This is a genomic window from Thermophilibacter immobilis (assembly GCF_015277515.1).
Lineage (GTDB): Bacteria > Actinomycetota > Coriobacteriia > Coriobacteriales > Atopobiaceae > Thermophilibacter > Thermophilibacter immobilis.
Window position 1 is genome coordinate 1,606,163 of the sequence record NZ_CP063767.1, and the last position, 16,178, is coordinate 1,622,340.

At 66.3% G+C, this 16,178-nt stretch carries 16 protein-coding genes; 2 read left to right on the forward strand and 14 right to left on the reverse strand.

Annotation, left to right across the window (positions count from 1 at the left end):
• Nucleotides 1–2 precede the first annotated feature (2 nt).
• The 10 genes from INP52_RS07230 to INP52_RS07275 form a co-directional block, all read right to left on the reverse strand.
• Complete coding sequence (locus INP52_RS07230) at nt 3–1,040, reverse strand: molybdopterin-binding protein (protein WP_194370402.1); 1,038 nt, start codon at nt 1,038–1,040, stop codon at nt 3–5.
• 69 nt (nt 1,041–1,109) lie between these two features.
• Nucleotides 1,110–2,027: a cyclic pyranopterin monophosphate synthase MoaC gene (moaC, locus tag INP52_RS10155; RefSeq protein WP_194370404.1), complete on the reverse strand. Its 918-nt coding sequence runs from the start codon at nt 2,025–2,027 to the stop codon at nt 1,110–1,112.
• A 2-nt stretch (nt 2,028–2,029) separates the two neighbouring features.
• Nucleotides 2,030–2,977, reverse strand: coding sequence for a GTP 3',8-cyclase MoaA (moaA, locus tag INP52_RS07240; protein WP_194370405.1), 948 nt, complete (start codon nt 2,975–2,977; stop codon nt 2,030–2,032).
• Nucleotides 2,970–4,055, reverse strand: a complete 1,086-nt coding sequence (locus tag INP52_RS07245) for a sulfate/molybdate ABC transporter ATP-binding protein (protein WP_194370408.1) — start codon at nt 4,053–4,055, stop codon at nt 2,970–2,972. The genes moaA and INP52_RS07245 overlap by 8 nt, the downstream gene beginning before the upstream one ends.
• On the reverse strand, nt 4,052–4,735 hold the full coding sequence (gene modB, locus INP52_RS07250; RefSeq protein WP_194370410.1) for a molybdate ABC transporter permease subunit: 684 nt from the start codon (nt 4,733–4,735) through the stop codon (nt 4,052–4,054). The genes INP52_RS07245 and modB overlap by 4 nt, the downstream gene beginning before the upstream one ends.
• A gap of 92 nt (nt 4,736–4,827) precedes the next feature.
• Nucleotides 4,828–5,709: a molybdate ABC transporter substrate-binding protein gene (modA, locus tag INP52_RS07255; protein ID WP_194370412.1), complete on the reverse strand. Its 882-nt coding sequence runs from the start codon at nt 5,707–5,709 to the stop codon at nt 4,828–4,830.
• A 135-nt stretch (nt 5,710–5,844) separates the two neighbouring features.
• A complete protein-coding gene (yqeB, locus tag INP52_RS07260; RefSeq protein ID WP_194370414.1) occupies nt 5,845–6,639 on the reverse strand; it encodes a selenium-dependent molybdenum cofactor biosynthesis protein YqeB in 795 nt (264 codons plus the stop codon).
• A gap of 238 nt (nt 6,640–6,877) precedes the next feature.
• On the reverse strand, nt 6,878–8,029 hold the full coding sequence (locus INP52_RS07265; RefSeq protein WP_194370416.1) for an ABC transporter substrate-binding protein: 1,152 nt from the start codon (nt 8,027–8,029) through the stop codon (nt 6,878–6,880).
• A gap of 61 nt (nt 8,030–8,090) precedes the next feature.
• A complete protein-coding gene (locus INP52_RS07270) occupies nt 8,091–8,894 on the reverse strand; it encodes an ABC transporter ATP-binding protein (protein ID WP_194370418.1) in 804 nt (267 codons plus the stop codon).
• On the reverse strand, nt 8,887–9,942 hold the full coding sequence (locus tag INP52_RS07275) for a FecCD family ABC transporter permease (RefSeq protein WP_228478295.1): 1,056 nt from the start codon (nt 9,940–9,942) through the stop codon (nt 8,887–8,889). The genes INP52_RS07270 and INP52_RS07275 overlap by 8 nt, the downstream gene beginning before the upstream one ends.
• Before the next feature lie 197 nt (nt 9,943–10,139).
• Between INP52_RS07275 and yqeC the strand changes: the two genes are divergently transcribed.
• Nucleotides 10,140–10,835 (forward strand): selenium cofactor biosynthesis protein YqeC, encoded by a 696-nt coding sequence (gene yqeC / locus INP52_RS07280; RefSeq protein WP_194370422.1) that lies wholly within the window; start codon nt 10,140–10,142, stop codon nt 10,833–10,835.
• A gap of 332 nt (nt 10,836–11,167) precedes the next feature.
• On the opposite strand, the gene INP52_RS07285 is transcribed toward yqeC, so the two are convergent.
• The 3 genes from INP52_RS07285 to INP52_RS07295 are packed head-to-tail and all read right to left on the reverse strand — an operon-like array spanning nt 11,168 to nt 13,974.
• On the reverse strand, nt 11,168–11,782 hold the full coding sequence (locus INP52_RS07285; protein WP_194370423.1) for a DUF3841 domain-containing protein: 615 nt from the start codon (nt 11,780–11,782) through the stop codon (nt 11,168–11,170).
• On the reverse strand, nt 11,775–12,344 hold the full coding sequence (locus INP52_RS07290) for a DUF3841 domain-containing protein (protein ID WP_194370425.1): 570 nt from the start codon (nt 12,342–12,344) through the stop codon (nt 11,775–11,777). Before INP52_RS07290 ends, INP52_RS07285 begins: the two co-directional genes overlap by 8 nt.
• A 4-nt stretch (nt 12,345–12,348) precedes the next feature.
• A complete protein-coding gene (locus INP52_RS07295) occupies nt 12,349–13,974 on the reverse strand; it encodes a BCCT family transporter (RefSeq protein ID WP_194370427.1) in 1,626 nt (541 codons plus the stop codon).
• Between the two features lie 273 nt (nt 13,975–14,247).
• Here INP52_RS07295 and INP52_RS07300 point away from each other — a divergent pair, with 273 nt between their 5' ends.
• Entirely contained in the window at nt 14,248–14,952 is a 705-nt protein-coding gene (locus INP52_RS07300; RefSeq protein ID WP_194370429.1) for a TetR/AcrR family transcriptional regulator, read from the forward strand.
• Between the two features lie 124 nt (nt 14,953–15,076).
• Here INP52_RS07300 and INP52_RS07305 read toward each other — a convergent pair whose 3' ends face one another.
• The gene (locus INP52_RS07305) at nt 15,077–16,177 is read right to left on the reverse strand and encodes an ABC transporter substrate-binding protein (RefSeq protein WP_194370430.1); all 1,101 of its coding nucleotides are present in this window, start codon (nt 16,175–16,177) and stop codon (nt 15,077–15,079) included.
• Nucleotide 16,178 lies beyond the last annotated feature (1 nt).

Consider the following 16,178-nt stretch of genomic DNA (forward strand, 5'->3'; position numbering starts at 1 on the left):
GGTTACCTCCCAAAGGGGCAGGTTGGGTAGGTACACGGCTTGCAGCCGAGGCACAGCCCGCCCTCGCCCATCGTCGAAAAGTCCCGGCGCTCGAGCTCGATCCCGGCCGCCACGCGCGGCAGGATGAGATCGAGCACCGTGGCCCTGCTGTACATCGCGCAGCCCGGGACGCCGAGCACGGGAATCGGACGCGCGCCGACGGCCCCGTCGAAGTAGCCCACGAGCAGCATCGCGCCCGGGAGCACGGGCGAGCCGTAGGTGACCACCCGCGCGCCCGCGCGGCGAATAGCACCAGGGGTGTTGTCGTCCGGGTCCACGCTCATACCGCCCGTGCAGACCACCAGATCGACGCCGGACGCGCGCGCCACGTCGATCGCGTCGACCACAGAGTCCACCTCATCCCCCGGCGTCGCGCGAAAGCCAACCTCAATCCCGTAACCTGCGAGCTTGTCCACGATCACGGGCGTGAAGCGGTCCTCGATGAGGCCCGAGGCCACCTCGGAACCCGTGGCGATGACGGCGGCCGTCCGCAGCACGTAGGGCGCCACCGCAAGGAGCGGCTCCGCACCCGCAGCAGCCTCAGCGGCGGCGAGGCGATCCTCCGCGATCACGAGCGGGATCACGCGCGTCCCGGCGAGCACGTCCCTCGCGCGCACGCCGAAGTTCCCGCGCCTCGTGGCCACCATCACCTCGTCGGACGAGTTCACGGCCACGAGGCGCCCGGAGTCCACGCACAGGACGCCGTCTGCGGTCGCGACCACGTTGATCTTTCCCTCGGAGGGGGGTCCCGCCACCTTGGTGTGGGGTCCTAGGAGCAGCGCCGCCATGCGGCGCGCGGCGTCGTCCTCGTGGACCATGCCCTCCTCGAGCTCCCAGACGTAGAGGTTCACCTTGCCCATGCTGAGAAGGACGTCCACGTCCTCGGGCGCGACCACGTGCCCCTTCTTGAAGCGCGGACCCTTGCTCTTGCCCGGGATGATCTGCGTCATGTCGTGGCAGAGCACCTGCCCCACGGCCTCCTCGGTGTGCACGAGCCTCATGACCTCTCCTCTCCCGCCGACCCCCTGCCGGCCCTCGGACCCCACGAACGAACGTCAGCCTAGGGGCGCCTACACGTCCCTCACGCGCACGGCATCTCCCGCCTTGACCACGCCCGGCCGCGTGACCACGCCGAAGATGCCCTCGGAGGGCATCACACACGTCCCCGTGAGCCGGCGGATCTCGCAGTCGTTGTGGCAGGTCTTGCCGATCTGCGTGACGGCGAGCTCGGCCGTACCCACCTCGAGCACGGTGCCCACCGGCAGGAGCTTGAGGTCGAGGCCGCGCACGAGCACGTTCTCGGCGAAGTCGCCGGCCCCCAGGTCGGGAAAGGTCGAGCGCATCGTGTCCACGGCCTCGTCGGGCAGAAGGCTCACCTGGCGGTGCCAAGACCCCGCGTGCGCGTCCCCGGCCACGCCCGAGCCCACGACGAGCTCAATCTGGTCCACGGGACGCTTTCGCGTACCCTTCTTCTCGCTCACGCTCACGGCCACGACCGTGCCGCACGGGGCGGAGGAGCCGCCGGCCACGAAGTGCCCGGACTTGCCTCCGTCCTTCTCGAGCAGACGCACCTCCTCGATCACCATGTCGCGCTGGTGCGCCTTGAGCATGTCGTAGACCGTGAGGGCCGCGACCGAGACGGCCGTGAGGGCCTCCATCTCCACGCCCGTCTCGCCGCAGCAGCGACAGGTCGCCTCTATGCCCACGCCGCCCGGCTCGAGCGAGAAGCGCACGTCGACGCCCGTGAGCTGGATGGGATGGCACATGGGCACGAGCTCGGAGCAGCGCTTGGCGCCCATGATGCCCGCGACCTGCGCGACGGCCAGGACGTCGCCCTTCTTGGAGCCTCCCGTGCGCACGAGCTCCACGGTCGAGGGTGCCATGCGGACGAAACCCGCCGCGCGCGCGGTGCGCGCGGCCTTCTCCTTGGCCGAGACGTCCACCATGCGGGCACGCCCCTGCTCGTTCACGTGCGTCAGATCGTCCACGCTCATCCCCCTATTTCGTTCATGGCCCGCAGAGACTCGCTCACGTGGGCTTCGTCCATGCTATGATGCGCCGGCTTGGCGGCTATGCCGGCGAGAAGCGCCTCGTGCAGCCCCTGCTCGTCGAGCCCGCGCAGGTTGACCTCGGTCGCGGAGTGCAGGCAGGGCTTGAGCCTGCCGTCTGCCGTCACGCGGATGCGCGTGCAGCCGGCACAGAAGCGGCAGCTCATGGGACGGATGAGCCCCACGCGCCCGGCCCACCCGGGCGCCGAGAAGAGCTCGGCCACGCCGTCGTGGTCCACGCAGACCAGCTCGGGCACCGCCTCGAGCACCGTCTCGGCGTTCATGAAGCGCGCCCGCGGCCAGCATGCGGCCGGCCCCATGGGCATGAGCTCGATGAAGCGCACGTCAACGGGGTGGTCGCGCGCAAGCGCGGCCAGCCGGGGAACGTCCCGGTCGTTGACGCCGCCCATGAGCACGCAGTTGAGCTTGGTCCCCGTGAATCCCGCCGCGCGCGCCGCCTCGAGCCCGGCGAGCGCGTCGGCGAGGTGCCCCCGGCGCGTGATCTTCTCGTAGCGGGCGGGGTCGAGCGAGTCCAGGCTCACGTTCAGGCGGTCGAGCCCCGCGGAGCGCAGGTCGGACGCGATCGGCGCGAGCAGCGTGGCGTTCGTGGTCATGTCGAGCTCCTCGACGCCCGGAATCGCCCGCAGCATGCCCACGAGGTCCACGATGCCCAGCCGCGCGAGCGGCTCGCCGCCGGTGAGGCGGACCTTTCTCACCCCGAGCTCGCAGGTAGCGCGCGTGATGCGCACGAACTCCTCGAAGGAGCAGATGTCGCTATGGGAGAGCATCGGCACGCCGTCGGCGGCCATGCAGTAGGTGCAGCGGCAGTTGCAGCGATCCGTCACCGAGAGCCGCAGGTACTCGATGGCCCTCCCCTCTTTGTCACGCATCGTTTCCTCCTCGAAGGGGCATCACGTCCGCGGGCGCCACGCGGACCACGAGCTCGGACGGGTCACCCAGGGCCGCCCACGCGTCCTTCTCGCACTCGTAGCGCAGCTGAGCCGCCCCGGGCGTCTGGAGCATCACGATCGTGGAGAAGGTGCTGTCTATGACGCGCGCGACGCGACAGGGAACTAGGTTATCACTCGAGCCCGTTAACGCTCCCGAGGTGCCCGCCCCCACGACCTCGAAGTAGTGGGCGCGCACGCCCACGTGCGTCACGTCCGCGCCCGCCGGCTGCGCAGCCGCGAGCGTGATGCCCCAATCTGTGCACGTGAGCTGCCCGTCTGCCTCCGCGTGCGCGCGCGAGATGTTCTTGCAGCCGCTGATGAGCGCCGCCGCGAGCGTCCGGGGTGTCTCGAAGAGCCCGGCCACCGTGAGCTTGTCCTCGGAGCGGCCCTGCGAGACCACGCAGACCGTGTCGCACATGCGGTAGACCTCGTCACGGTTGTGGCTCACGTAGACGGTGCCTCCGGGAAACGCGTGCAGGACGTCAGTGAGCTCGAGCTCGATCTGCCAGCGCAGATGCCCGTCGAGCGCCGAGAAGGGCTCGTCGAGCAGGATGAGCTCGGGCGTGCCCGCCATGATGCGCGCCAGGGCGACGCGCTGCTGCTGGCCGCCGGAGAGCTGCGCGGGGCGCTTGTTCTCGAGCCCCTCGAGCCGAAAGGCGCGCACCTGCTCGGCCACGCGGCGCGCCCGCTCCACGCGGCTCGCGCCCAGGACCCCGGCCGCGATGTTGGTCGCAACCGTCATGGTGGGGAACAGCGCGTACTGCTGGAAGAGGTAGCCCACGCGCCGGCGCTGCGGGGGCAAGTTCACGTGCGCCGCCGCGTCGAAGAGCACGCGGTCGTTGAGGACGATGCGTCCCTCGTCGGGGGTCAGCACGCCGGCGATGCACTTGAGGGTCAGGGACTTCCCCGAGCCCGAGGGACCCAGGAGGGCGAGCGTCTCGTGCGCGTCGTCCGTCGCAAACGAGACGTCGAGCGAGAAGTCCCCGAGGCGCTTGCGGATGTCGACCAGGAGGCTCATGCCCTCGCCCCCCTCCCACGCGCTCGTCCGCTCCTGGACTCCAGGAGGTTCATGGCAAGCAGCACCACGGCCGAGATGGCCAGGTTCACGAGGACCCACGTAAGCGCGCCCGCGTCGTCGCCGGTGCGCCAGAGCTGGTAGACCGTCGTGGAAACCGTGGCCGTGTAGCCGGGCGTGTAGCCGCAGATCATGGCCGTGGCCCCGTACTCTCCCAGGGCACGGGCGAAGGCGAGCACCCCGCCGGCCATGATCCCCTGCGCGCAGGAGGGCATCTTGACACGCCAGAAGACCCAGCGCTCGGAGTGGCCCAGGGTGAGGGCGGCATCGGCGAGGGTCTGGTCGAAGGACTCGAAGGCACCGCGCGTCGTGCGGTACATGAGCGGGAAGCTCACGACTACCGTGGCGAAGATCGCGGCGTACCAGACCATGGTCAGCTTGAGATTCAGGAGCTGGGCCACGAGCATGCCCAGGGGTCGCTTGGGGCCCAGAAGGAGCAGCAGCAGGTAGCCCACCACGGTCGGGGGCAGGACGAGCGGCAGCGTGAGAACCACGTCGAGCACGCCCTTGACCACGCGCGGCGCGCGCACCACGGCGTTGGCGAGCCAGACGCCCAGGAAGAACACGATCACGGTCGAGATAAGCGCGATGCGCACCGAGTTTATGAGCGGATACCAGTCCATGTCCCTCTCGACAGCTCCTCCTCCTACAAGGCCGCCACGTCGTCGACGGATGCCGGCGTGCATGGCGGCCACGATTACCGAGCGCCTGCTCGCTACTTGCTGGCGAGCGGCGTGAACCCGACCGCCTCGAAGTCGGCCGACGCCTCGGAACCCTGGAGGAACTCGAGGAACTGGGCGGCACCATCGGGGTCGCCCGCGTTCTTGGTCGCGGCTGCCGGGTAGACGACCCTGCCGCACATCTCGGCGGTCGCGGAGTCCACGACCGTGAGGTCGGCGGAGTGGGCATCGGTCTGGTAGATGATGCCGCAGTCGACCGCGCCCTCGGATACCTGGGAGGTGACCTCCTTGACGTTGGTCCCGTAGGTGACGGACCCGGAGCTGGCGAGCGTATCCTCGTCGAGGTCGTAGTAGGCCAGGATCTTCTGAGTGTACTGGCCCACGGGGACGTCGGAATTGCCCATGGCCATGAGGACGTCGCCAGACTGGAGCATCTCGGCGAGCTGGTCGAAGCTCTCGATGCCCTTGGGGTTGCCCTCGGGCACGACGAGCGTGACCTTGTTCTCCAGGATGTCAAAGCGCGTGGCGGTGTCGATCAGGTCGAGGCCCTCGGTGTTGACGTCCGTCGAGGCCGCGGCGTCGAGCTGGTCCATCTGCTTCTGGCCGGCCGAGATGAACACGTCGCAGTCCGCGCCCTCCTGGATCTGGGTCTTGAGGGTGCCCGACGAGTCGAAGTTGAAGGTGACCTCGTACTCGGGGTTGGCAGCCATGAACTGGTCGCCAGCTTCGGTCAGGCTCTCGGTCATGGACGCGGCGGCGAAGACAACGATCGGGGTCTTCTCGGCGGCCTGGTCCGTACTCGCAGTGGTATCGGTCGTGGGGGCGGCGCTGCCCCCGCAGGCCGCGAGCACCGCGGCCATGCCGACGACCGCAGCCCCGCCGGTAATCCTACGGGCGGCTTCCTTAATCTTTCCCATCTTCTCTCCCTTGGTTCGAATACGTGTCCTCTTCTAGCACGAGTCCTTTTCGTGCAGGTACACCGTTATATTGATAAAAACTCAACGTTAGGCATGACAAAAGGTAGAGTCCTTGCAGAGGGAGCGTCGCGGCCCCTACGCTCTCAGGCCCCCCGTCAGGTGGCAGAGCGCCTCGAGCACGCCTCCGCCCACGGCGCGCGCCTTGTCGGACGAGGTGAAGCAGTGGGCGCGCTCGCAGCGCGGGTCGATATCGCCGGACTTCATGCCGCAGGTGACCTCGACGCCCTCCTGGAGGAGCCCTCTGAGAACACCGTTGATGGTGCAGGTCATGGGCACGCCGGAGACTACGGCGGCTACCTGCCCGGCGCGCACGACGTCGCCGATGGCGAGACGCGGCTCGAAGATACCGTCGGCGGGGGCGCGCAGCACGCGGTCGGCCGAATGCCCCGCGATAACGCCGGGGATGCCCGTATTGGGAGCCGCGGAGCCCTCGTAGATCGCCTGACCGAGGTAGTGGCCGCGCTTGGTCTCCACGACAGCGTGGCAGTCGCGGCCGGCCGTGAAGCCGGGGCCCACACCGATGACCACGGGCGCCATGTCGGGCGTGGTCCCCAGGTTCTTCTTGGCCAGAATCGCGTCCACGAGCGCGTCGGGGACGAGCTCGGCGGCCGAGGAGCCCCCGGGGTCCACGAGCACCGCCACCTCTTCGGACACCACGATCTTGCGAGCGTCCTCAACGTCCTTGGCCCGCACGGCCCGCACGTCCTCGACCTCGCACGAGCCCAGGCGAATCGCCTCCGAGAAGCTCACCGTGCGGCGAATCGACGTGGGCACAGCCAGGTCGCACATCACGATATCGCATCCCGCACGATGCAGCCTGAGCGCGACGCCGGTGGCAATGTCTCCCGCCCCGCGAATCTCGACGAGCATGAGGCTCTCCCCTCTGCGCGCCCGTCCTCGCGGCCGCGCGTGGCTGAGACGGAACATCTGCCCTGCCTCAGCCGATATAGTAAAATAACAACAACGCATTCCCACTTGAACCCGTGGTCCTGCTCATAAAACGCCTCGCAAGAACCATTCACACTATAAGTCATGATACCAAATAATTTGTATGGATTCTCTCGAATCCCCTAGGCGTCACGTCCTTGGCGGGCAGCGGTCTGTGACCCTATGCCGGGTCCTGCGCGGTGAGGATGCGCTCGATCTCGTCGTCGGTGAGCTGATAGTCGAGGTAGGTCGCGTAGAAGTCGGAGACCTTCTGTCGCATGTCGAGGTCCGAGAAGAGCTCCGGGTGCAGGGTCGCCGCGGCCCACTGAATCTGGAGCAGCTCTTCGACGCCGTAGCGATCCCAGCCAAAGACCCCCTTCGGGTTCACGTAGACCCGTCCGCTCTTGACGGCGCTGATGTCGGCCCACGCCTCGTCGGCGAGGATCTGGTCGACCTCGTCCGCCTTGCCCGTGATGATGACGTCGGGATTCCAGCCAATCACCTGTTCGAGCGAGAACGTGGCCTGGGCGTTGCCCACGGTCGACTCGGTATTGGCGTTTCTGCCACCGGCCACCTCGATCCAGTTGTCGATGATGGTGCCCGTGCCGTCGAGCGTGAGGGTGTAGACGGAGTTGCCATGCAGCACGCTCGGGCGCTCGTCGTCGGTGAGCCCGTCCGTCTGGGCCTTCGTATCGGAGAGGGCCTGGTCGAGCTCCGCGACGTAGTTCTGCGCGATGGTGGGAGCGTCCCCGCCAAAGACCTCGGCCGTGAGCGTGACGGACTGCCTCATCTCGTCGAACGTCTTGAACATGCAGTTCACCAGGGGGATTCCGGCGCTCGCGAGCTTGTCGCGCAGATCGTCGGTGGAGTCGAAGACCACCTGCGGCTCAAGCGCCACAAGGTCCTCGTAGTTGAAGTCCTTGCCGAACATCGTGGTGGCCTGGCTCATGTTCGGAGCCACCTGGTACATCCAGGGAAAGCTCTTGGGGTCGCAGTGCGTGGCCACCATGCCCTGGGCCTGGTTGAGCATGATGGAGACCTCGTTGTGTGCGAACCAGCCGTCCGCGTACTGCGTGATCTCCACGGGAAGCTCGACCTCGGTGCCTCCCATGTCCGTCACCGTGTGCGTGGCGGCCGTGGAGGCGTCCTCGGAAGCACCCGCGTCCGAGGTCGAGTCCGACTGCAAGCCGCCGCAGCCCGCGAGGCTACCCATCGCCGCGAGGCCGCCGAGAAGCCCGCCTCCCCGCAGAAAGTCGCGACGGGAGAGGCCAGACGCCTGCCGCACGTCGTTCTCGCCGATCTCGTTGTTCGCGTTTCTCTGGTTCTGACCCATGTCCTGCTCCTTCTTCTTGTGAGCGCCTTCCGGGCGCTCGTTATAGAAGCGATCTACGATCTCAGCCCAGCTCCGGCACGCAGGCGCGCACGCGTGAGCCGTCGCCCATGGTGACCTCGCCTATGCGCACGCCCACGCCGTAGGTCGCACGCAGGGCCTCCTCGCGCACGATCTCCTCGACCGGACCGTCCTCGAGATGCCCGTCGGAGCACAGCAGCACCGCCCGTGAGCAGCACAGAAAGGCGTGCTCCGGATTGTGCGTGGTCATCACGACGCCGCGCCCCTCGGCCACGAGGGAGCGCACGCACGAGAGCACGCGCACCTGGTTGCCAAAGTCGAGCGAGGCCGTGGGCTCATCCATGAGCACGATGCGCGCGCCCTGCACGAGCGCGCGGGCGATGAGGGCCATCTGTCGCTCTCCGCCCGAGACCTCCTGAAAGCTGCGATCGCGCAGCCGCTCGATCCCAAGCTGGGAGAGCACCTCCTCCGTGCGCTCGTACTCCTCGCGGCCCGGCGCGCCCAGAGGGCCCACGCGCGAGGCACTCCCGGCCAGCGCGACGTCAAGCACCGTGAGGTCGGCAGGGACGTCGGTCGCCTGGGGCACGTAGGCCACCATCTGAGCGAAATCCCGGTCGGACACGGTCGCGCGATCACGCCCGCCCACGAGAACCTGCCCACTGCGCGGGCGAAGCCGGCCGAGCAGGGTCCCGAAGAGCGTCGTCTTTCCCACGCCGTTGGGGCCAAGCAGGCAGCAGGCCTCCCCCGCGCGAAACCCCAAGCTCACGTCACGCAGCACGACGTGGCGCGCATAGCCGCAGTCCGCATGCCGCAGCTCAAGCTCGGCGGACCTGGGCCGCTCACTCATGGCTCCCCCTCCCCTGTGTGCGCGCCAGCACGAGGACGAAGAACGGCGCGCCGATAACCGCAGTGAGAATGCCGAGCGGAATCTCGCTAGCCATGAGCGTGCGACAGACGGTGTCTACCACGAGCAGGAAGGCCGCGCCCACCACGAGCGAGAGCGGCACCGCCACGCGGTTGTCCGAGCCACCCAGAAAGCGCGCCACGTGCGGGACCACGAGGCCCACCCAGCCCACGACGCCGGCCATGGCCACCACGCAGGCCGTGAGCAGCGTGGCGCAGAAGACGAGCAGGCCGCGCAGGACGCGCACATTCACGCCGAGCGACGCGGCCGCATCCTCGCCGAACGCAAGCGTGTTCAGGCGCCAGCGCACGGCCAGGATGGGCACGACCCCCACCACGAGCGGGACGGCAAGCGCGGCGAGGTCGTCCCAGGTGACCTTGGCGATGCTGCCCATGAGCCAGTACGTAATCTCGGGGAGCTTCGAGTCCGGGTCGGCCGTGTACTTCACGATGGAGACGAACGACTGGAACAACGTCCCCACGACCAGGCCGCAGAGCACGAGCATGAGCGTGTTCGAGCGTCCCCGAGAAAGGAGGCGCGCCAGCCCCATGGTCAGCGCCACGGCCAGAAACCCCATGCCAAAGGCCGAGAGCTGCACGAGCTGCGTGCCCAGGCCGAGCAGAAGCGCCAGGGCGGCGCCGAAGCTCGCGCCCGCACTCGCACCGAGGATGTCCGGCGAGACCATGGGATTGCGAAAGAGCCCCTGATAGGCCGCCCCAGCCACAGAAAGCGCCGCGCCGGCGAGGCACGCCGCGACCAGACGTGGGAGCCGCACGACCATGACCACCGTGTGCTCGGCATCCGTGAAGGAGGCGGGAAGGCCCAACAGGTCGTGCCCGAGGATGCCGGCGACCACGCCGGGCGAGATGGACAGGCGCCCGATGCCGAGCGTCAGAACGAAGAGGACGAGAAGCGCCACGACGCTGAGCCCGAGTATGACCCAACGAGACCAGCGGCGGACGTCGAAGGACGAGGGCTCGTCTCTTCGCACGGAGTCTTTCGCAGACGATTCTATTTTTGAGACCATACCGCCCCGCTTACGTGACCAAACCCTCTCATAGTCGTGGCTTCCCTCTCCCTGCAATTACCGTTATAGTTAAAAAACAACAACGATGCCCCTATGGAGTCCGTCACAATTGTTTGTCGTAGGTCGCCACATACTATAAGTCAGGTTGCCTAATGAATTGTATGGATTCTCTCGGAATTCCCGTCGGCGTCACGTCCGTGGTGGGGAGTGGAGGTAAGACGACGCTCCTGCGCGCGCTGGCCGAGGAGCTTGTCGCGCACGGGCGCTCGGTCATCCTGACTACCACGACGCACATCATGCCCTTCGAGGGCATTGAGCTCGTGAGCTCACCCGACGAGGCCTCGCTCGGCCGCGCGCTGGCCCGGGCACACGTAGCCTGCGTGGGCTCCTTTAGCGAGAATGGCAAGTTCGGGCCCTCTCCCCTCCCCGTCGAGCGGCTCGCCGAGCTCGCCGATCACGTGTTGATCGAAGCCGATGGCTCCAAGCGGCTGCCGATCAAGGCTCACGCCCCCTACGAACCCGTCGTGCCCAGCTGTAGCGCGCGCTGCATGCTCGTTGTGGGCGCGAGCGGTTTTTCGCGCCCCGCGAGCGAGTCCGCCCATCGTCCGGAGCTCTTCTGCGCACGGGCCGCCTGCGCGCCAGATGACCTCGCGACCCCGGAGCTCGTCGCCCGCGTCGTCGCCCGGGAGTGCCAGGAGGGGCTTCTGGCTCCCGACGTCGTGGTGGTCAACCAGGCCGAGAACCACGAGCTCCTTGACCTAGCGCGCCGCCTAGCAGCCGAGCTGCACGCAGCGGGCCTCGAGCTCCCCGTCTGGGCTGGCTCCATCCGCGACCACGACCTCCAGCGCGTTGGCTAGCCCGCATAAGCCGCTCGAGATTTTCCAGGGGCACTCATTGGGATCCCGGGGGCATACGCTTCAAGGCCCCCACATCCCCAAGGTTTAGCGCCTCTCACGCACTCGTCGCGCAATTTTTTGCAGTGCGATTTTTGATTTAGGGGCATCTCTCGGAGAAAGATCGCGGCCCATCTCAAATTGGCATCCACGGACAAAGACACGGCACAGGGAGGACGTTCTTCTCCGCAGGTGTCAGCTCAACAAAAAGGCTCCAGCACATGACCTGAAATTGCTCTTGACAAGGCCCTGCACAAGAGCGATGAAAACGCAGCCGCCAAATCCGCGGCGCACCCCTACTCCGGCAGAAGCCACTCCTTCTTGAGGCACCAGACGCCGCCCTGGAGATACGTCTCGGGGCAGCCGTCCGCGCTGGTGAGCAGACGCTCCCATGACGCGATGACGCCCCGCTTGACCAGCGGATAGAAAGAGCTGCGCAAGGCCTCTGCAGGGCTCGAGACACCCTGGCGGGCAAGCTCGGCAGCAAAGGCGTCCTCGTCCCTCTCGTCCTGGCCAAGGTACTCGAGGCTCAGGATGCGTGTCCACGGGCGCAAATCGAACATGACCAGCTCCTGGGCGGGAATCAGGAGGTGCAGGGTGACGCAGTCCTGTCCGGCTGCGGCCCATGAGGAATCGCGATACAACCACACGGGCGACTCAGCGCCCTCGGGACGCTCGACCGCACGCGCAAACTCACGCGAGAACCACGCGTAGGCGGTCTTGAACGACCAGGCCGTCTCGCCGTACTTCTTGTCGATGTAGGACATCCGCACCATGCTCGACCCGTCGCGCTCGAGCGCGTCGAGAACGACCGGAGTCTGAACGGCCCACATCTCCACGTGCCCGTCGACCACAAGGTCGGGACGTGCGACCGAGGCCGGGGCAAATGACCTCGCGCCGCCGCTACTCATGGCGCACCACGTCCCTCACCCACTCCGGGCGAATCTCCCATATCACGCCCACGTTATGGTCCATGTCCTCGTTGGGACCCTCGAAGACGCGCCCCCAGCTGCGCGTGAGCTTGGTGCGCAGCTGGGGGTAGTAGTTACCCTGTCCACCCATTACGAGCAGGGCCTCGTTGGCGATTCCCATACGCGCGAGCTCGTCGTTGTAGGCCCTCTCGTCGGCAGGGTCGCGGGGGATGTACCAGTTGTTGACCCGATAGCCCCAGAGGTCGTAGTCGAGCACGAAGAGGCTCTCCTCGGGCACCTCAAGCTCGAGCGTCACGCAACCGGGCGCCGCACCGAGCTTCTGGGCCTCGGTGAGGGCGAGCCAGATGGGCAGGGTCGCGTCAGACGGCATGGAGACGCGAGAGCGGCATCCCTGCGTGAGCCAGTGATACAGCCCCAGGTAGTAGTCGGATATGGAGCCATTCTTGATGCGCACGTACTTCTCGCGCACCTGGTAGTGACCCGTACGCTCGAGCTCGTCCATCACCACGGCATCTTGGCGCGTCCACGCGACAACTCCCATGGGACTATCTCTCCTCCGCCGTTCCGTTAGCAGACTGGGCAACAGCGGACGCATCCGCAGAGGCGGGAACGTCCTTCTCCGGGGAGTCCCCCTCGGTGAGCGAGGCCTTGTACGCGGCTTCGATGGCAACCGTGTCCTCGCCCTTGAACGCCTTGATCAGGGCCACCATGGCCACGATGCTGATAATCGCAAAGGGGAAGCCTACCACGATGGAGAGCGTCTTGAGCATGCCCAGGCCGTCGTCACTCGAGAGCAAAAGCGCTGCCAGAAGCACGGCCAGGAGCACGCCCCACACGACCTTGGTGCGGTTGGAGGGATTGAGTGTACCGTTCTCCGAGTACATGCCCAGGGAAGTACAGGCGCCCGTGGCGCTCGCGAGGCAAAACGTGCAGGTGAGCACGAGCATCACCATGGCGATGATGCGCCCGAGCGGATACTGAGCAATCACGTAGAACAGGGAGGTCGCCGTATCGGCGAGGGCGGCGGCCGCCGTGTCCAGGCCAAGGTTCATGCCAAGCGTCCCGAAGATCGCGAACCACACCATGCAGACGATGGCAGGCACGAAGAGTACGCCGCCCACGAACTCCTTGACGGTACGCCCGCGCGAGATGCGGGCGATGAAGGCACCCGTGAACGGGGACCACGCAATCCACCACGCCCAGTAGTAGATGGTCCAGTTCGCGTACCAGTCGTGGTCGCCGAACGCACCCATCTTGAACGAGTCCGCCACGAAGCTCGAGATGTAGGCCCCGATGCCCTCGACGAGATTGTTGAGAATGTCGACCGTGGGCCCCACGAGGAACAAGACGACGGCGACCGCGACGGCGATGATGATGTTGGCGTTGGAGATCTTTCCCATGCCCTTCTCCACGCCGGCGACCGCGAGCGTCACGTAGACCACCGAGAACACGACGATGATGCCGATCATGAGCGCCATGGACTGGGGAACGCCAAAGAGGTACGTGAGGCCGGAGTTGATGAGCAGCACGCCCATGCCGAGCGTGGTGCACACGCCGCCGGCGGAGGCCAAAAGCGCGCAGACGTCCACGACCTTGCCCAGGGGACCGCGGCTGCCCTTCTCTCCGATGAGCGGCGTGAACAGCGAGCTGATGAGTGTGGGCTGCTTCTTGCGGAACTGCATGTAGGCGAGTCCAAGGGCGATCACCACGTAGCAGGCCCAGGGATGCAGGCCCCAGTGCAGGAAGTCCTTGGAGAACGCGAAGCGCATGGCGTCACCCGTGCCGGGCTCGGCGCCCAGGGGGTTCACGAAGAAGCCGAGCGGCTCGGCGACGCCCCAGAACACGAGGCCCACACCCATGCCAGCGGAGAACAGCATGGCAAACCACGCGCCCGTGCTATGCTCGGGACGTGAGTCGTCCGGACCCAGGCGCATGTTCTTGTACTTGCTAAAGAAACCCACCCATATGGAGAAGACCACGAAGAGCGTCATGGCGAGTGGGTACAGCCACCCGAAGCCATTCGTGATTCCCGAGAAGGCCGCGTTCGCGACCGCGGCAAAGGTCCCCGGAGCCACCAGACCAAAGACGGCGGCCACGAGCACGAGCGCCGCAGCCGCGGCGAATACGACGTTTGGTTTCTGGCTCGTAGCTTTTTCTTTGCTCGAACTCATAGAACCAGCTCCTTTTTTTTTCCTCGATACCGGCGACGGCGATAGGACAGCCTTTTGCCAATCGCGTTTACTAATCTTGATTATCGTATCGCGCTCCGCCTTGAGTGCAAGAATCGTTCCGCCAGCGGATGCACCCGCATGCGCGAACGGCTCACTTATTCTGCCCATACGTCCTATGGGGGGAAATTTGCAAAATGCGCCTTGAGCACTATGATTGTGGCGTTTGGGCATGAGGGGGCACGCGATAAGCCACGTGACGCTTGGGGTATGGGTTTGAGCAGAAAGAAATACACGACCGAAGAGCGCATCCGCATCATAGCGAGCTTCGTGCGCGCAGCGGCACATATCATCGAGACGGACGGCTTCGGGGGAATCTCCATCCGTCGCGTTGCCTCCGACGCCGGGTACAACAGCGCAACCATGTACCTCTACTTCAAGGACCTCGACGAGCTCATCACGCTCGCCTGCGTGACCTACCTTAAGGACTACTGTCACGAGCTCGCCAACACCGCTGACCAGATGCAGACCGCCGAGCAGACCTACGTGCACACCTGGGAGGTCTTCTGTCGCTATGCCTTCTCGCTGCCCGAGGTGTTCCACCACCTCTTCTTTGCCGAGCATAGCGTGGACCTCAACAAGACGGTAGACCGCTACTATCGCATCTATCCCAACTTTCTTGACAGCCTCGATGGTGTGATCAACGACATGCTGCACGCGGGCGAGCTTCACGACCGCAACCTGAGCGTGCTCGAGCCCCTCGCCGAGGAGGGCCTCATCAGGTCATGCGACGTCGCCCTTATCAACGAGCTCACGGTCGCTTACTTCGGAAAGATGCTCGCACAGCGCTGCAAGCAACTTCACGACAAGAGCGGCGGTCCCGGAGAGTCCCCCGAGGACGTGGGGACCTGCGACGTTGAGATCGTCAGCGAGCTCACCGCCAAGTTCATGGAGGCCGTACACTTCCTGCTCGTGAAGTAGGCGCCGGCCGGCACTAGAGGCTCTGCTCGCGCAGACGCCCCTCACAAAAGACGGCTCCCCCATCACACAGGACGAGGGAGCCGCTCTCACGAAGAGACCATGCCAGCGGAATCGGAGCCGTGCCCTACGAGTCCGACACGACCTCCTTGCCACTCGTGACCTCGTCCCACGTGGCCAGGATGTCATCGCGCTCGGAGCCCAGCAGGCTCAGGTCCTCGTCCATGAGCTGCGAGGCATCGAAGTCGAGCTCGAGGCCCTGGACGTCGGGAAGGGCCAGGAGCATGGTGGTCTTCTTGTCGATCTCGGCAAGGGCCTTGAGGTTGTCGTCGCTCGAGAAGAGCCACTCGATGAAGAGCTTGGCGTCCCCGACGTCGTCGGCCCCGGCGAAGGCGGCCACGCCGTCGGGGATGTAGGGCATGCCCTCCTCGGGGTACACGAGCTCGAGCGCGCTGTCGGCCAGGATGTCGTCAAGCGTGTTGTCGATGTAGGTGATGCCCACGGCGGCCTCGCCGGCGGCGACGCGCACCGAGGGGTCGCTGCCGCGCTTGGTGTAGAATGGGATGTTCTCATTAAGGGCCTTGAGGTACTCCCAGCCCGCGTCCTCACCCATGGTCTGGAGCAGCGCGGCCACGGCGGCGTAGTTGGTCCCGGAGACCGCGGGGCTCGACATCATGATCTCGTCCTTGTAGGAGGGTTCGATGAGGTCCGCCCAGCTCTTGGGAACAGACGCTCCGATCTCAGAGAGGATGTCGTTGTTCGCGATGAAGCCCACGACGGTGGCGCCCTTGGAGAACCAGTCGTTGTTGTCGCTCTTGAAGCCCGGGGCGAAGGACTGGGCGCGGTCGAAGTCGACCCGCTCGAGCAGGCCCGCGTCGGCGGCGCTGATGAACGAGTCGATGCCGCCCCCGAACCACAGGTCCGCCGAGGGCTTGCCGCCCTCGGCCTTGAGCTTGGAGAGGACCTCGCCCGAGGACATCGAGACGAACTCTACCGGTGCGCCGACCTCCTTGGTGAAGACATCGAAGAGCGCCTGGTACGACTCGTTGGTGCACAGGACCTTGAGGGTCTTGCCCGAGGTGGACGCGAGGCCCGCGTCGTCCGTCGCCGCCTCGTTGCCCTTGTCGGTAGCCTGGTCGCTGCCGCACCCGGCCAGGCCGAGCGCGCCCGTGCCAAGCGCTGCCCCCATGAGACGGACAAACGCCCTTCTCGATACGTGCTTTGACATG

Bases quoted from the DNA above. Each gene is read 5' to 3' on its own strand.
- INP52_RS07230 (WP_194370402.1), bottom strand. From the start codon at position 1,040: ATGAGGCTCGTGCACACCGAGGAGGCCGTGGGGCAGGTGCTCTGCCAC.
- moaA (WP_194370405.1), bottom strand. From the start codon at position 2,977: ATGCGTGACAAAGAGGGGAGGGCCATCGAGTACCTGCGGCTCTCGGTG.
- INP52_RS07245 (WP_194370408.1), bottom strand. From the start codon at position 4,055: ATGAGCCTCCTGGTCGACATCCGCAAGCGCCTCGGGGACTTCTCGCTC.
- modB (WP_194370410.1), bottom strand. From the start codon at position 4,735: ATGGACTGGTATCCGCTCATAAACTCGGTGCGCATCGCGCTTATCTCG.
- modA (WP_194370412.1), bottom strand. From the start codon at position 5,709: ATGGGAAAGATTAAGGAAGCCGCCCGTAGGATTACCGGCGGGGCTGCG.
- yqeB (WP_194370414.1), bottom strand. From the start codon at position 6,639: ATGCTCGTCGAGATTCGCGGGGCGGGAGACATTGCCACCGGCGTCGCG.
- INP52_RS07265 (WP_194370416.1), bottom strand. From the start codon at position 8,029: ATGGGTCAGAACCAGAGAAACGCGAACAACGAGATCGGCGAGAACGAC.
- INP52_RS07270 (WP_194370418.1), bottom strand. From the start codon at position 8,894: ATGAGTGAGCGGCCCAGGTCCGCCGAGCTTGAGCTGCGGCATGCGGAC.
- yqeC (WP_194370422.1), top strand. From the start codon at position 10,140: ATGGATTCTCTCGGAATTCCCGTCGGCGTCACGTCCGTGGTGGGGAGT.
- INP52_RS07285 (WP_194370423.1), bottom strand. From the start codon at position 11,782: ATGAGTAGCGGCGGCGCGAGGTCATTTGCCCCGGCCTCGGTCGCACGT.
- INP52_RS07290 (WP_194370425.1), bottom strand. From the start codon at position 12,344: ATGGGAGTTGTCGCGTGGACGCGCCAAGATGCCGTGGTGATGGACGAG.
- INP52_RS07295 (WP_194370427.1), bottom strand. From the start codon at position 13,974: ATGAGTTCGAGCAAAGAAAAAGCTACGAGCCAGAAACCAAACGTCGTA.
- INP52_RS07305 (WP_194370430.1), bottom strand. From the start codon at position 16,177: ATGTCAAAGCACGTATCGAGAAGGGCGTTTGTCCGTCTCATGGGGGCA.